The following is a 13575-nucleotide window of genomic DNA, read 5'->3' as shown; positions in this document are numbered from 1 at the left end:
CTATCTGTTATTGCAACAGGGAAGTCCCCAATTCTGGGGGTAATGGGATAAGTCAGCTATGGCATCTGAATCGGGGTCACAAGGGTTGCCGGTCGCTGCGTGACGGCCAGAACAAAAAAGCCCCGCTAATGCGGGGCTCTTTCGGCTGCCGAAGGGGCTTAGTTCACCGCATCCTTCAAGCTCTTGCCGGCCTTGAAGCCCGGCACCTTGGCTGCGGCGACCTCGATGGCCTTGCCGGTCTGCGGGTTACGGCCAGTGCGGGCGGCGCGATCTTTGACCTGGAAGGTGCCGAAGCCGACCAGAGTAACGGCGTCGCCGGCTTTGAGGGCGCCAGTTACGGTGTCGATGAAGGCATCGAGGGCGCGAGCGGCTGCGGCTTTCGGCATGTCAGCTTGGGCGGCGATGGAATCGATCAGTTCAGCCTTGTTCATATGGACTTCCTTTATGGGTGGTACTGCTTGTGAAGCGAACCGATGGCTCGCCGGTCAGAAATGGTCTACTTCGTTTAGAAGAAGACCGAGGTAATTACGCTCAGAATCGTGCCGCCATAGAACGCGCTACTGGCTGCGACGATCACGCCGTAGTTGCTAGGCCAGCGGCTGCGAGCGCCCATCAACAGGAAGGTCTGGGCGAACGGCAAAAGAGCGAGCTTCACGTAGGGCGCGCTCGAAAAGATCGGGCTCGACGCGGGAACCCAAGCGCCGGCAGTGAATGCCAGGATGTAAAGAAGGGCAACGTAGGCTACGAATCGCTTGTTGCTGATTTCAGTGGTCAGGTGCTTCAACATCGTAGTTCTCCTACACGGCGCCGAGGGCGCAAACTTCGTTTAGCTGGCTGACAACAGCGCTGATATTGAATTTATCAGTCTCTCCCATTGCGTGCATTTCAACGCGGGCCACTTCCTCCAGTGTTTGTCGGAGCAGCTGACAGGCACGAATGGGCGGAAACGTGGAGCTGTCGATCTGGGTTGGTACGGGCACAGAACAGCCATTGTCGAACACCCACATCGCCCAATGACGCACATCGATTTTCGCCTCCTGGGCATATCGACCCGCGAGGTCGGAGAGAACTTTCGGGGCAATAGCGCCATAGACGAAGCCAGCTGGCAGGGCCTCAACTCTGAAATCTGGTCCCATGGGGGCCTCCCTGTAGATACACGATCACCATAACGGCTCGATTCCCAGAATCCGCATCAGCGACAAAAAATGTTCAGTCGAATGGAGGTAACTACACGCGGTTCAGTGGATTCGGGAGAGGCGGTCGTTATTCTGGGTTGTCGATCACCCTCCGCTCGGAAGGTCAACAATCGAACCTCAGAGGTAGCTATGAACGTGGAACAACTGCTGGCGCAGAGCGCTGACCAATACATGTGTGAAGATCAACTCGAATTCTTCCGCCAGAAGCTTGCCGAAAAAGCAGCGATGCTGCGTGAGCGGATCGAGAAGAACCAGGCGCTCTGCAAGATCGAGCGCCAGCCGGACGAGGCTGACTCGGCAAGCGCTGAGGAAGATCGCTCCACGGCGACTCGCCTGATCGAAATGGACCTCCAGACGCTCAAACAGATCGATGCGGCGTTCAAAGCTATCGATGCCGGCGATTACGGTTTCTGTGCCGATACCGGCGAGCCGATCACTCTCCAGCGCCTCCTGGTGATTCCTGAGTCCCTGCTCAGTGTCGAGGCGATGCAGGCCCGCGAGGCGCGTGGCCGGCACCAGCGAGCAGCATAGTACGTGGCCACCAATGACTGAAAAGGCGCCAGAAGGCGCCTTTTTCTTTACTACTCAACGTTCATGTGGGCTCTAGGTCCTGTGTTTCGCGAATGAACTCTCCCTCCAATGGTGCTTGGCCCTTGCCCAAATTGTATGCGCGAAGCGAATCCGTGAGCTTGTTTCTCAGGGCTTCATGCACATCAATGTCTATGAGCTTGTGGAGTAGAAGGGCGGATATGTATCCGTTTGCCTGCCAGTAGAATCTGTCTCGCTCCGTGTCGTTTTTTGCCTTTGCGACCTTTCCACACTCAAGGCTAGCGGCATAAATAGTGAATGGAGCGTTCAATTCTTTCACTGCGATTTCAGTCCTTGGGTGAGGTGTGTTTGCGCCGCTCAATGGCATGGCCGGTCGCACCTGTAGTGACCATCCAGTTGTCTGGAAGGGATAAGAACTCTGGCGTCTCGGGTAGCTGCATTCGCGAATGCTGGCGCAGTAGGCTCCAGAAGACGCTGAGGGCTACATTACTGCTGTCAGCTATGCTCGATGACTTGGCCGCATCGAACGTGGCCAGTTCCACTAGAAGGTCAGCAACTGGGACGCCGCGATGGCTCACCAGGAACGGGAAGACCTTTGCTGCTGTTACGACCCAGCCGAATGAGGTGTAGATGTTCCCTGTTCGTACCAGTTGCTGCGGCAGATTGTTCAGCAGGATCACGGGGCGGTCGTCTAGGTTGCGAGTGAGGCTGACCTGGGCCAGGGCCGAATAGAACACTTCGTCTCGGCACCAGTTGGGCGGTGCAGTGAAAGCGAGAGCGAAGCACTCCAGCCGGCCAAGCTCACGATCTGCCACCCAGCCTACTCTTGTCATTGGAGCAGAAGCGTCGATGCTGTCTTCCCCAGTGAGGTCCGCAGTGAACGGCAGCCGTAGGAAGTTGAATAGGTCAAAGATCATCTGGGGGGGAAGGTACTCCCCAAGGCGGTCAGTGCTATCAACGGTGGACAGACGTTGCCCGATAGCAAGCTGGTGCTGCTGCTCCACGATTGCCTCAACAGAATCGGATGGCGGTTGATCATCCCGGTAGTAGCACAGAGCCTCATCATAGTAGGTGTCCTTGATGCCATCGAACAGGCAGTCCTGGCAGCCGACAGGGCAGCTAGTGAGGAATTGATCGGCAGCGTCCGGCAGGATTCGGAAGTCACGGATAAGCGTTAAGCGATCTTCCTTGAACCTCACCATACGGCGTTTCGAGTACAGCCGATCCGTGGTGTCTGAATCATCAGCGCTTGCCGGCAGGTCGTCATACAGCCGCTCGAAGCTCTCAATTCCGGCAAGGGTAGCGGCAGCCTTATTGGCCAGATGAGCCTTCCGAGGGAAATACACCTGGAATGCTTTTACCCACTTCAATAGGTCACGCCGGTTTGTCCAGCGGATAGAGGGAGACGGGTTCTCGGTGTTTTGTGGGGGGGCGTTCTGAGCTGACAGCATTCCAGTATCCGTTGCCTGCATATTAGGTTGGGCCTGAACGATAACGGCCACGATTGGATACTCGCATGGCACCGAACGTAAATCCCGCGCAAAAAAAACCCTCCGGGGAGGGAGGGCTACCACTGAGGGCACATCCTTGTGCGATGAACAGGACTCCAACTTAGACGATGAGCGACCCTCGATCTACTCAACACGATGCAGTTACTCATTTGCTCGGCTGCGTGGGGAGTCGGATCACAGGTACGCAGTCAACCCTTGGGCTGCTCGTCGTCAGCCGGCGTCTGAGCTTTCTCGCCGGCAGCTTCTTCACTGGACAGAGGGGTTACGACCAACGTGCAGGTAACGGGGGCATCGGCGGAGCCAGATTCTTGCACGCAGGGCGTATCGGAAATGCCCTCAACCTTGAACTTGGCCGCAGTGAACTCGTAGCGCACATCGTAAATGCGAGGACCATGCTGCTCAGCCTCGCGCAGACCTTCAATGAAGGTGAACACACCCAGGCCTGCTACAACGAGGCTGAGGATGATTACGCCCTTGCGAGCGTTGTCGGTCAGGCCGGTCAGGTTCAAGGCGCCGAAGCTGGTGAGCAACAGGCTCAGCGCTGCAAGCATGAAGCCGAGCGCGTAGCTGCCGTCGCCATTGATCCAGACTTGGCCGGCGACGCCCAGTATCACCGCAGAAAGCACGAAGTGTGTGTTGCGCAGAACCTTGTCGCGCTTCGAGTCAGTCACAGCGCCTTCACAGTGGTCGCTGGCGACGGATGGGTTAGGGGACTGAGTGCGTTGATCGGTCATGGATTACCTTGGTCCTTTGCAGGGCTAGCCAATCCAGCCCACTGCAACAAATATAACGAGGTGGCACTGTGATCCGCTTGTCTACCCTGTGTATTTTCAGGGTGTGCTTGCGAAGTCGGATTCCGCCTAGCAGAGCACCGATTTGAGAAACAGGTTATGGGTCATGTCCAAAAACAGCATGCACAACTACTCGCAGTTTGCATTGAGTGATGCCGTCTCACTTGCAAGCTGTCTTGACACTGAGTTCGACTTGAAAGCAGTGCGCAGAGCCTTTGACGGCATGTCACAATCGGAAGGCTGGCAAGGGCGCCACAGAGGTCACAAAGGGCCTGCTGCTCGTTTTTGGGATCATGGGGTTGGTGCGCGTTCGCAGCTTGATCGAGATTCGGGATTGGTTGGTTTTGATGGGGCCGGTTGCCGGCTACCGCGTCACCAACGCAAATTTTTTACGGTGTGCGCGATCAAATTGAAGGGCCATTACTCAGCCTATTTTCCTATGAGTGGCCGGATGATGTTTGCCGAGTACAGCGGTGACTTCGGATACCTGGATGACGATGACGATGAGAACGGTGCCGAGTAGTCCTGTTTAACCCATGCTCCCAGCATGGCCGAACCCGGCGCCATGCCGGGATCATAGACCGGGCGTCTTCGGCTATTGAAGGCCAAGGTACTTGAGCTTACGTTGCTCTAAATCTCGGAAATGTTTCTTCACCCCAGCCAGGGCGAAGGCTATTTCATCGGGCGGAAACTGGCAGCCCAGGCTTATTGCTTCCTCTACCGTAAAAACAGGGGAGTTGAAGTAGCCTCCAACATTCACGTAGATCGCTTCTGGGAAGGACTTCCCGTCTACAGATGCGCCTGAGCCAAGGGCATTGACCAGAATCGCAATGGTGTTGCCTTCATCCGTATTGTTCGGTCCGTAAACGGGGGATTGGCCATCGATTATCCTCGCTACTTCATCGGTTGTGGCACCGGGCCAGATAGGGATAAGCGAAATGACACCTTCATCATTTGAAGACACACATACGGTGTAAGAACTGTAGCCCTCTGACTTGGTGATCTGCACGAACAGCCCCTTAGCGCCAATGGCAAGGCAAGGGCCTGCGTGTGTTTCCTTCATATCATTCACCAATTCGACCAGCCTGTAGACGCCGCCGTTGCTTTCGATTTCGTCCAGGTCAACAACCGCAAGGACAAGGGGAGCACCTTGATTGCGTTCGAACATAAGCAGGCGGGAGTCTCCGGTTCCAGGCCCCAGGTTCAAAGATTCAGGGTTGGCAGCCAGCTCCCACCCCATCAGAGAAAGAACCGACAGCCAATTTTCCCACGCAGCAGGTTTCGCCTGCACGGCAGTCTTACGGAGTCGGTGTTCATGGCCGCGAGTTTTCAGCCATGCTGCACGATCTTGGTCGGTTTCGTCTTGGGCAGCGGAGAGGATCAGGTCAACATCCACAACAGCTACTTGATCCTTCGCATGCAGCTCAGCCAATTGTTTTTTGGCTTTTTGATAAGCGGCGCGTACCTCGGCGGCGCCGCCTATATCCACGAATTCACCGCCTGCATCCACCCTGTCGATCAGTCGAGTGAACCATTTCTCAGCTCTGGCCGCATAGGCGAACTGGCCTTTTTCCTTGAGCCAGCATGATACGTTGCCGGCGTTGAACATTCCGACCGCGAGGTTCAGCTCAGCTGCCTGTTCGTAGATTTCGACTGCTCGTTCCCAGTCCGGTTTCCCCGTGACCAGCCCGTCGCGGATTGGTACGCAGGAGTTCACCAGTGCAGATGCCTTCGTCGCCGGGTCAGTAGCGTTTATTGCTGCCTGCTTGTAATACCGCTGGGCCAAAGCATGGTCGGTTGGTGTTGTGGCGCGTTCGCTGATTAGGTTCCCTACGTTGTAAGCGCAATGGCTGAGCCCTCCCTCAGCTGCGAGCAGCAGAAGCGACTCATACCAATGGCCATGAGTGCTGTTTTCGATGGCGACCTGTGAAATCAAGTCGATTACCCCACGGCGATCTTCCAAGGACGCGCCATTGTTGTAGGCCTTGGCAGCTACTTCGGCGGCAGACTCCACGTCCCCGGACTGCAAGCGGAGCAGGGCATCGCGCCACGGTTCGAGAGTGGCGTCCTTCCGAAACCGATGCTCAATCACGAAAAGAGCCATTTCGATCAGGGGCGGGGTTTCGGGATTCTTGAAGGTCATGCAGGTGTTCTCCGATGCCAGATTCGTAGGCGCAACAGAATAACGGCCCAGGCCGTCTGCACCCTCAAAGGATATTGTTCAATCACTTTTTCGTTGAGTAGGGGGACTTGCTAGTGCATCTTTCATCGCTGGTGAGAGCATGCGCTTGATGACGGTATATGTGATGCAGCTCTCCCGTGTGCGAGGGTACTAATCAGACAGAAAATGTGCGTTCGATAGCCACTACTGTGCAGTCAGGACCATATTCAACGCCGAACTGTGAACTCAGCCAGCCGCTGAGGAATGCCGGCATCCGCCCAACCGTTGGCACTGGCTTGTAGCCCTCAAAAGTAGCCACCCTGGCTGGCGCCCCGAACAAGGTGTCGGTGGCGCTGCTTAGGTAGTCGATGATCTGGCTGCCACTCATGAACTTGAGTGAAAGGATCAACGAACCGAGGGGCGGACGCTTCCCGGCCATTGGAGTGTTGATGTGAATCCCCGGTCTCCGGTCTGAAATCCTGGTGATCCCAGCTCGCATGTCCGCCATGGATAATTGAGACAGGGTTGATCTGACGCGATGTTCAAATGACTGCTCGTTTCTAAATGGCCTGCCTGTCTCAGTCGAAACGTGCAAAAAATCCATCACATCAACGGCATCATTCGCGACATACAGCCCAATGTTCTTAGGCACATCACGCTCGATTGCTGCGCGAGCAGCGGTAGCCAACCCCTTCCAGTGAACTTTGCTGTAGTCCGTCAGCACTGGCTCGCCGGACTTATCGAGCAGAACTCCGCTGTCGGGCGAATGCGGGCACACAAGGAAGTGTATTGCTCTTGGTGATCGTGAACGTCGAGCCGCGAGTTGCCATTCATGGTCTTTCATTGAGCCTTTACTCCAAATCCTCGGGAGCGCAAAACTTGCCCCAAGCTGAGCAATTCGTGGTGCCTTCGTGTGATTGCAGAAAAACGCTTGATCATGGCCTGTACGTGCATCGTTCTCCACGGATTAAAGTCTGCATTTCGCCGTCATAGCCTTCCTCCGCAGCCCACCTTTTAAGCCAGCCATTTCCCAAGCACCACACACTATGTTGTTCATTTCGTCTGGGCAGGCGCGGCAGTGATTCCGCAACAATCCAGGTCGCGACAGTTTTTATTGTTTGAACGCGCACGAATCCGTGGGCGTCGCTGGCACCCTATTTCTATACCATCATAAGAAAGAGGCCCTAACAGGGCCACACCGCGTTCCTCCTGAAAAACCGTGCATTCCTTGAGCCCGCTCGGTGTTCCTCCTGATCCACCGAAGCTCGGGCACACCCTCACTGATCACTCGCTTTTCTGCATCATCCCGACCCACGTCGATCTTCGGGCGGGCTTTTCTTCCGCTCTTTTTCTTCTTTTTCTTGCCTGTGCGGCGGAGCCGCACGGCAGTGCTTTTTTCTCTTTCTGGTCTTTTTTTCTTCTCTTTTTCCTCTGTCATGTCCTGCCGTCAGCGCAGGCATATAGAGCAGCAAAAGCGGGTTGATCGGGGTGGTGTGTATCTTCTGCACCGTGTTGGGGTGATAGAGGGGGGTGTGGCCGTTATAACTCTCAGGCCCTGCTGGTTTGGCAGTAGGGCAGGGTGGTTCAAGCGCGGCTTTTACTCGTCATCAAGTTCAACGCAGAGGTTTCGTCTTGCAGGGTCAGATACGGCATTACAGGCAGCGCTGCTCTTGCAGGTTGAAAGAGGTGCATCAGGCGGGCTTTTACGGGATAACAGGCGCGCACGAAGTTAGAGGGGGAACTCCCTGGTTCAGGGTAAACCCCTTCTTATGATGGTATAGAATCGAGTGAATCCAGGCATCCGAGCAGGGGGTAACTCCTGGCCCGGATAATAAAAACTGTCGCTGTGGAGGTGACGATGGGGAAGGTTCGAAGTTTTCTGGCGCTGGCGGCGCTCGGTTTGCCGCTGCTGGCTACCAGCGCTTATGGGTATGGTGGTGGGGCAGCGGGGGCTGCCGCAATTTCGGCCTCGGCTGCTGGCTCGAAGCATGACGACAGCATGATGAGCGCCGGCAGCGCTGTTCCCGGAGCTACCGGCTACGTGTTTGTGGATGGTGTCGGCTGGCGCGATGCCGTGATGATCTACTGCCCGCCCTCAGTCGGCCACATTACGCCTGATCGACTCCGCCGGCATGCGCAGAACGAGATTGCCGAAGGCCAGTGCGGTAAGCAGGCAGCGATCACGGCCCAGGAATACATCGACCAGCTGATCGGCGCCGGCAAGGCAGTCGTGCTGAGTGTAGCGCCGGTGATGGGGCGTTACTCTGCGTTCGGCATCATCTACTATCGAGCCATCACTGAATGACAGGGAGAGTGGCCATGACCGCTTTGAAGCTCCAGAACGATCCAGCTGTGCAGAAGGCAATCGAAGAAGCAACCGCCAAGGCGTGCGAGGTCCTGGATGCGCAGTTCCCAGGCTGGGACGCTGGCGGCATCACCAGCAACTTCCAGGGCCTGCTCGCCGAGGTCATCACCCGCATGCTGAAAGGGCACTCCGTGCTCGATGGCGTCCGTGGCCATGCGACCATGCTGCCGCGCCTGATCGTCGATGAGACGTTCTTCGGCTGCCCTCTGATCCGAGGCGACATGTTCCTCATCCACAAGCCGGAAAAGCCCGTGTACGGCGAGCCAGACCGCGTGCTGGTGCTGGAACCGGGCGCATCGAGCTTCAAGCCCATCGCCAATGCCGGCGACGCCTTCACCAGCTTCGATGCTGCCGCCGCTGCGGCCATGAAGTACCTGGAGGCTGAACAGCTCACCCTGGAGCAGGCCAAGGCGCTCCAGCTGTCTGTGGTGCCGGTCGTATTCGACCCTCAGAGCACCAGCGACTGCGGATTCAAGATCGTGAGTCCGCCTCACGCCGCGTGATACCAGCAGGCGCCCAAGGGCGCCTTTTTCTTGTCAGTGTGGAGTGCGGTGATCGCCACGTTATCCTTACACCAAGCCCAAGCGTTCAAACGACCTACGGAGGAAGGGCCATGGAAAACACCCACATTCAGACCTACGCCCCCTTGGCGTTCCACCTCAGCATTCGCACCGAATCCACGGTGCCGGCGCTGGCTCGTAACGCCATCAACCCAAACAAGGCTACTGGCGTGCCCGCGCTCCTTGCGATTGGTGCCGCATCGGTCGCCGCAGCCGCTCTCGTAGCTGTTGGCCTGCCTGCTTGGGTGAGCATTCCGGTGGTTGCATATCCCGGCTACCGGCTGTTCCGGTTCGCCAAGGAGCGCTACGGTTCCTCTCACATTGAGCAGAGCATTCGTGCAAACCACTCGCTGGTGCGCAAGGCTGTCGATCCGATTGATGTGCAGTTGTTCGCTGACGAAACTGCGGCGATCGTCAGTTCCCATTATGGGAACCAAGCATGGTCGGCCACGGTTAATGAGCTTCGCCAAAAGGACGGTTCTGACCCGTACATGTACCTCGCGACAGTGTTCGCCTACGCACCAGTTTGCTGGAGGCTTTCCGCACGTCGCGTTTATGATCATCTGCTGGCCGGCGTAGTCCCGGCTCCCGGCCAGAGCTGACTCCACCTTCGAGACAAGGAACTGATCTGGCCATGAACACCATTACTTGCCCAGGCTGCGGGCAACAAGCCAACGCGTTTGGCAGCGTCACTTCGTGCTGGTGCGACAAGATGTATTGCGACCACGTTCAAGGGCTGTTCGCGAGCTATTCCTGCACGAACTGCGGCTCCAGCGGCGAAACGCCGGAAGCAAAACGCCACAATGACCACCAGCTCTCCAAGTTCAAGGCCGAAATGGACAGGGATGCCCATGACCTACTGGTGGACATTGAGGGCAAAGTGAAATCGACCTTCTCCACGCAGAGCGCTGCGATAGTGGGGGCTGAATTGCAGGTGGCGTTCTCCAGTGGCACCAGCGCCACCGTCACTGTCGAGAATCCATACTCGACCCCTGCGGAGTTCCAGGTTGTGTCCAGCGGTCGCAGTCAAAAAGCCAAGGGCAAGGCCGAACTCAAGCAATCGCTGGCAGCTATTGCCGGCGAGTAACAACAGGCCCACTCAATGCCGGACGCTATTTCGAGCCTCCTAGAGCCCTACTGCAACGCTCCAGTTGAGTGCGACGGTTTCACCCGAATTGCACACTCAGTGCTCGCTGGGGCCGGGATTCCGCACTCCTGCATGCAAGGGCAGCTGGTTTCAGCGTCTGGCAACGTTGAGCTGCCGATCCACTTCTGGATTCAGCTAGATGATGGCCGGGTGATCGACTACAGAGCGCGGATGTGGCTTGGCGGCGGTGCAGGCGTGCCGCATGTGGGATGCAAATAAAGTTTCATCCTAACGGGAACGATTTGCTGGGCTGGCTGGGAGGCTCACTGCCCGACCTGTACCTAAAGTCTCATCCTAATGCCTCGCAGCGGCCTTCAAATGGTCGGAAAACCCCGGAGCCATGCGAATAAAGTGTCATCCTTACCTGAAATCGTAAGTCGTTGATTTCTATTGTGATCTTGCTAATTTCCTCCCTGATTGCGGCCTTGCAGGCCGCAATCATTGGGGGTTCCAGGGGGCGGACAAGGCCAGAACCCGATTGCTCGGGATGACACTTTATTTCTAAGGATGAAACTTTATTTGCATCCCACACCGCACGGCGTCTTCAAGACGGATGAGTTCCCGGACTGGCATTACCTGGGCACCGAAATCACTCTGCCGGTATTCAGCCCCACGATGATCCAGTTGCTTCTGTGGGAGCCATCGGTATAGCGCGTGCCCTTTCGTCGGAGGTGGTGTGACTTTTTGTAATCCGCGATTGGGGATACATATCATCCTTTGCTAAAATGCGCGCCTCGTTGGGTAGCTCCCAATCGACTAGGGACGGTTCACAGAACCGATATTGGACGCGATAAGCTTGGCTTACGTTTGCAACGGATTTGCAATGTGACAGAAGGGGAGTGCTGTGGCGTAGCCACTGTACTTATGTAATGGGGAGCGATTGGGGCCGTGTGGCCCCAAACGTTTTTGACTTACTCTTTCTGCTCCGCGCCTGCCTCGTTCGAGGCATTCTCCGCCTCACCGACTTCATGATCTTCTGCCGAATCGCCGGCAGCATCACCCATCTGAACTTCGCCGCTTGCAGCTTCTGCATCCTGGGCCTGTCCATGGCCGATGGGCTCTGGGTCTTCTATCGACTCGAACAGGCCATTGATCGCAGCGTCCAGCTGATGTTGTGCCGGCCTAGGTGGCAGTATGGGCGCGCTGGCGTCTTTCAGTTTATCCAGCGCAGCCTCGACATTCTTGATTCGAAATAGCACCTCGTCATTGACGAGGCGGCTGTGCTCAACGGTGGTGGCCACCTGTGCCACTGTTTCCGCCTGCCCTGTGTCCTTCCCAACTTTCTGGAAGGTGTAAGCGGTTGCACCGCTGCCGATCACTGCGCCGAGAATGGTGAATGCAGACAGTTGCGCAATCTTGCTGATGCCGCTGACAGTCGGCGCCTGTTTCGCTTGATCCATGGTGTGGAGGCTCTGGACGATTGATTGAAGATCGCACCAGTTTCTGGTTTCTCCAGGCTCACTGCCACTGAGGTTGATGTAGTTGCTGGCGCCCTAGTAGTAAAGGCATCGAGTTCGGTTGCCGTGCGAACGCCATAACGCAAGACTCCCTTTATCCACCGCATGACCACACGTAAGGGGAGTTATGGAACAGCAGCAAAGCCCGGACAACTTGACTAAGGCCAAGTCATTCCTGCAAGCCAAGTGGTTCCCAGGTGCCATTGCAAGTCTTGCCCTGGTGATCAGTATTGGCGGTCATACCTTCACAGCCTTCAACTCCGTTGGGTTGGCAAAAATATCGAACAGCATCGACAACCTGGAGGCTTTCCGGGGCGTGACCGAGCGGGCGGACGGCAGTCAAGACCACGCGCTCCAGGCGCTTCAAGGTGAGTTGACGAAGCAACAGCGCACCATTCAATCGCTGCAAAATGAGGTAAAAGAGCTGCGCACGCTCAAGACCGAGGCCAAAGCGGAAAGCAAAATGCCGTCAGGCTTTGAGGCGGTCAATGAAGAAGCGCGCCGCCAGGAAGCTGCCGCCAAAACCGAGCAGCAACCGCTCAAAAACGGTGTGAACGAACGATTCGATAATCTGGTACGCACCCGCATGAAACAGCACTGGGAGGCGCCGCCCGTGCGCCCCGGTCGCGAACACGTTGACGATGAGGACACTGTTGTTCTCCAGTTCATCGTTGACCGGCAGGGCTGGATTTCCGATGTACAGGTCGCCAACTCCAGCGGTATCGTCGAGTTCGACAACAGTGCTGTCAAAGCAGCACTGCGCATGAACTCCATCCCTGAAATTGGCCGACTGAGTGATCAGGCCTACTTGCAGATCAAGGCGTTCCGACTGGCGATCAGCCCGGTCCATATGAAGTAGCTTCGTTGCTGCTTGATCCCGACGATGGCTCCCATTGCGGAGCCCTTTTTTGTTCCGCTCATCAAAGATGTGCAAAGCACCGGGGCTCGACGAATCAATACCGAGCATCTAGCCGGTACTCCCTTACATCGTGCGCCACGCATATACTGTCCATCCATACAGCAATGAGGCATCCGCACATGAGCAATCTGGCGCAGCGTCTAGCGCTAAGCGATGAGCCGATTCCACTCAGATTTTTCATCGGCGTAGCTTGCGGCTGGCCATCCCCAGCCGCCGATTACGAAGAAGCACCGCTGTCTCTCGACGAGCTGGTGAACGTCACCGCCTATTCAACCTTCCTTGTGCGAGCGCGTGGGAACTCCATGTACCCACTGATACGCGACGGTGACGTATTGGTCGTGGACAAGAGCCTGGATGCGCTGCTCGATGATGTTGTGGTGGCAGTGGTCGAGGGCGACTTCACCGTTAAGCGGCTAAGCCGGCTGGACGGTCGATACGCATTGGTTCCTGAAAACGACTCGATGGCGCCGATCTTCATCGGCGATGACGAACAGGTCCAGATATGGGGGGTAGTAGTTTGGAATCTACACAGGCTGGAACGAGGTCGCCCGAAATTGTCGGCCTTGTAGACGGGCACTGCTACTACGTAAGTTGCCACCGCGTGTTTGAGCCGCGCCTGGAGGGCAGGCCTGTTGTCGTCTTGTCCAATAACGACTCGGCTGTCGTCAGCCGATCTGATGAGGCCAAGGCCCTTGGCGTCAAAATGAGCCAGCCTCGTTCTGAGCTTGAGCCACTGGTTCGTCACCACGGCCTGATTCTTCGATCCTCGAACTACACGCTTTACCAGGACATACACCAGAGGTTCATGCGGGCCATAGGCTCCATGGTGGCAGGCCTGGACCCCTACAGCGTGGATAAGAGTAAGTTGTATAGTGCGGACGCCTAAGCTATTGAGTTCTATCTATGGACATTGTTAAGC

The 13575-nt window shown here is 56.5% G+C and carries 19 protein-coding genes; 10 read left to right on the top strand and 9 right to left on the bottom strand.

Annotated elements, in window-relative coordinates; all coding sequences use genetic code 11:
• Positions 1-158: 158 nt before the first annotated feature.
• Genes PSOLE_RS16425 through PSOLE_RS16415 form a run of 3 tightly spaced genes read right to left on the bottom strand, consistent with a single transcriptional unit; the run spans position 159 to position 1136 of the window.
• Positions 159-446: an HU family DNA-binding protein gene (locus PSOLE_RS16425; protein ID WP_255312123.1), complete on the bottom strand. Its 288-nt coding sequence runs from the start codon at positions 444-446 to the stop codon at positions 159-161.
• Between the two features lie 59 nt (positions 447-505).
• Positions 506-787 (bottom strand): hypothetical protein, encoded by a 282-nt coding sequence (locus tag PSOLE_RS16420; RefSeq protein WP_020307664.1) that lies wholly within the window; start codon positions 785-787, stop codon positions 506-508.
• A gap of 10 nt (positions 788-797) precedes the next feature.
• A complete protein-coding gene (locus PSOLE_RS16415; RefSeq protein ID WP_020307663.1) occupies positions 798-1136 on the bottom strand; it encodes a hypothetical protein in 339 nt (112 codons plus the stop codon).
• Between the two features lie 189 nt (positions 1137-1325).
• Between PSOLE_RS16415 and PSOLE_RS16410 the strand changes: the two genes are divergently transcribed.
• Positions 1326-1727, top strand: a complete 402-nt coding sequence (locus PSOLE_RS16410; RefSeq protein WP_045632760.1) for a TraR/DksA family transcriptional regulator — start codon at positions 1326-1328, stop codon at positions 1725-1727.
• Positions 1728-1788: 61 nt separating this feature from the next.
• Here PSOLE_RS16410 and PSOLE_RS16405 read toward each other — a convergent pair whose 3' ends face one another.
• The 3 genes from PSOLE_RS16405 to PSOLE_RS16395 form a co-directional block, all read right to left on the bottom strand.
• On the bottom strand, positions 1789-2064 hold the full coding sequence (locus tag PSOLE_RS16405) for a hypothetical protein (RefSeq protein WP_020307661.1): 276 nt from the start codon (positions 2062-2064) through the stop codon (positions 1789-1791).
• A 7-nt stretch (positions 2065-2071) separates the two neighbouring features.
• Complete coding sequence (locus tag PSOLE_RS16400) at positions 2072-3196, bottom strand: hypothetical protein (protein ID WP_020307660.1); 1125 nt, start codon at positions 3194-3196, stop codon at positions 2072-2074.
• Positions 3197-3444: 248 nt separating this feature from the next.
• On the bottom strand, positions 3445-3990 hold the full coding sequence (locus tag PSOLE_RS16395; protein WP_020307659.1) for a hypothetical protein: 546 nt from the start codon (positions 3988-3990) through the stop codon (positions 3445-3447).
• Between the two features lie 163 nt (positions 3991-4153).
• On the opposite strand from PSOLE_RS16395, the gene PSOLE_RS23810 reads away from it, so the two are divergent.
• Entirely contained in the window at positions 4154-4570 is a 417-nt protein-coding gene (locus PSOLE_RS23810) for a hypothetical protein (protein ID WP_139204940.1), read from the top strand.
• Between the two features lie 72 nt (positions 4571-4642).
• Here PSOLE_RS23810 and PSOLE_RS16390 read toward each other — a convergent pair whose 3' ends face one another.
• Both PSOLE_RS16390 and PSOLE_RS16385 read right to left on the bottom strand, forming a co-directional pair.
• Positions 4643-6190 carry an SEL1-like repeat protein gene (locus PSOLE_RS16390; RefSeq protein WP_074857424.1) on the bottom strand — a complete coding sequence of 516 codons (1548 nt, stop codon included), beginning with the start codon at positions 6188-6190 and terminating at the stop codon, positions 4643-4645.
• 193 nt (positions 6191-6383) lie between these two features.
• On the bottom strand, positions 6384-7052 hold the full coding sequence (locus tag PSOLE_RS16385) for a hypothetical protein (protein WP_074857427.1): 669 nt from the start codon (positions 7050-7052) through the stop codon (positions 6384-6386).
• 384 nt (positions 7053-7436) lie between these two features.
• Between PSOLE_RS16385 and PSOLE_RS24125 the strand changes: the two genes are divergently transcribed.
• From PSOLE_RS24125 to PSOLE_RS16365, 5 genes are all read left to right on the top strand, one after another.
• On the top strand, positions 7437-7691 hold the full coding sequence (locus tag PSOLE_RS24125) for a hypothetical protein (protein ID WP_126866384.1): 255 nt from the start codon (positions 7437-7439) through the stop codon (positions 7689-7691).
• 363 nt (positions 7692-8054) lie between these two features.
• Entirely contained in the window at positions 8055-8513 is a 459-nt protein-coding gene (locus PSOLE_RS16380) for a hypothetical protein (protein ID WP_139204941.1), read from the top strand.
• An 8-nt stretch (positions 8514-8521) separates the two neighbouring features.
• Positions 8522-9076: a hypothetical protein gene (locus tag PSOLE_RS16375; protein ID WP_139204942.1), complete on the top strand. Its 555-nt coding sequence runs from the start codon at positions 8522-8524 to the stop codon at positions 9074-9076.
• A 110-nt stretch (positions 9077-9186) separates the two neighbouring features.
• Positions 9187-9735, top strand: coding sequence for a hypothetical protein (locus PSOLE_RS16370; RefSeq protein WP_074857439.1), 549 nt, complete (start codon positions 9187-9189; stop codon positions 9733-9735).
• Between the two features lie 32 nt (positions 9736-9767).
• Positions 9768-10220, top strand: coding sequence for a hypothetical protein (locus PSOLE_RS16365; RefSeq protein ID WP_042920022.1), 453 nt, complete (start codon positions 9768-9770; stop codon positions 10218-10220).
• A 971-nt stretch (positions 10221-11191) separates the two neighbouring features.
• Here the strand turns inward: PSOLE_RS16365 and PSOLE_RS16360 are convergent.
• Positions 11192-11680: a hypothetical protein gene (locus PSOLE_RS16360; RefSeq protein ID WP_034012239.1), complete on the bottom strand. Its 489-nt coding sequence runs from the start codon at positions 11678-11680 to the stop codon at positions 11192-11194.
• Between the two features lie 184 nt (positions 11681-11864).
• On the opposite strand from PSOLE_RS16360, the gene PSOLE_RS16355 reads away from it, so the two are divergent.
• The 3 genes from PSOLE_RS16355 to PSOLE_RS25200 all read left to right on the top strand — a co-directional run bounded on the left by PSOLE_RS16355 (position 11865) and on the right by PSOLE_RS25200 (position 13542).
• Positions 11865-12596, top strand: a complete 732-nt coding sequence (locus PSOLE_RS16355; protein WP_020307646.1) for a TonB family protein — start codon at positions 11865-11867, stop codon at positions 12594-12596.
• Between the two features lie 179 nt (positions 12597-12775).
• Complete coding sequence (locus PSOLE_RS16350) at positions 12776-13225, top strand: LexA family protein (protein ID WP_020307645.1); 450 nt, start codon at positions 12776-12778, stop codon at positions 13223-13225.
• Positions 13159-13542, top strand: a complete 384-nt coding sequence (locus PSOLE_RS25200) for a Y-family DNA polymerase (protein ID WP_083393765.1) — start codon at positions 13159-13161, stop codon at positions 13540-13542. The genes PSOLE_RS16350 and PSOLE_RS25200 overlap by 67 nt, the downstream gene beginning before the upstream one ends.
• Positions 13543-13575 lie beyond the last annotated feature (33 nt).

Origin of the sequence: Pseudomonas oleovorans subsp. oleovorans (assembly GCF_002197815.1) — a bacterium.
Taxonomy (GTDB): domain Bacteria; phylum Pseudomonadota; class Gammaproteobacteria; order Pseudomonadales; family Pseudomonadaceae; genus Aquipseudomonas; species Aquipseudomonas oleovorans.
This window is presented reverse-complemented; position numbering and strand designations above follow the sequence as displayed.

What these genes read in the sequence shown, in the direction of transcription:
- PSOLE_RS16420 (WP_020307664.1), bottom strand. Translation starts at nt 787, where the DNA reads ATGTTGAAGCACCTGACCACTGAAATCAGCAACAAGCGATTCGTAGCC.
- PSOLE_RS16415 (WP_020307663.1), bottom strand. Translation starts at nt 1,136, where the DNA reads ATGGGACCAGATTTCAGAGTTGAGGCCCTGCCAGCTGGCTTCGTCTAT.
- PSOLE_RS16410 (WP_045632760.1), top strand. Translation starts at nt 1,326, where the DNA reads ATGAACGTGGAACAACTGCTGGCGCAGAGCGCTGACCAATACATGTGT.
- PSOLE_RS16400 (WP_020307660.1), bottom strand. Translation starts at nt 3,196, where the DNA reads ATGCTGTCAGCTCAGAACGCCCCCCCACAAAACACCGAGAACCCGTCT.
- PSOLE_RS16395 (WP_020307659.1), bottom strand. Translation starts at nt 3,990, where the DNA reads ATGACCGATCAACGCACTCAGTCCCCTAACCCATCCGTCGCCAGCGAC.
- PSOLE_RS23810 (WP_139204940.1), top strand. Translation starts at nt 4,154, where the DNA reads ATGTCCAAAAACAGCATGCACAACTACTCGCAGTTTGCATTGAGTGAT.
- PSOLE_RS16390 (WP_074857424.1), bottom strand. Translation starts at nt 6,190, where the DNA reads ATGACCTTCAAGAATCCCGAAACCCCGCCCCTGATCGAAATGGCTCTT.
- PSOLE_RS16385 (WP_074857427.1), bottom strand. Translation starts at nt 7,052, where the DNA reads ATGAAAGACCATGAATGGCAACTCGCGGCTCGACGTTCACGATCACCA.
- PSOLE_RS16370 (WP_074857439.1), top strand. Translation starts at nt 9,187, where the DNA reads ATGGAAAACACCCACATTCAGACCTACGCCCCCTTGGCGTTCCACCTC.
- PSOLE_RS16365 (WP_042920022.1), top strand. Translation starts at nt 9,768, where the DNA reads ATGAACACCATTACTTGCCCAGGCTGCGGGCAACAAGCCAACGCGTTT.
- PSOLE_RS16360 (WP_034012239.1), bottom strand. Translation starts at nt 11,680, where the DNA reads ATGGATCAAGCGAAACAGGCGCCGACTGTCAGCGGCATCAGCAAGATT.
- PSOLE_RS16355 (WP_020307646.1), top strand. Translation starts at nt 11,865, where the DNA reads ATGGAACAGCAGCAAAGCCCGGACAACTTGACTAAGGCCAAGTCATTC.
- PSOLE_RS16350 (WP_020307645.1), top strand. Translation starts at nt 12,776, where the DNA reads ATGAGCAATCTGGCGCAGCGTCTAGCGCTAAGCGATGAGCCGATTCCA.
- PSOLE_RS25200 (WP_083393765.1), top strand. Translation starts at nt 13,159, where the DNA reads ATGGGGGGTAGTAGTTTGGAATCTACACAGGCTGGAACGAGGTCGCCC.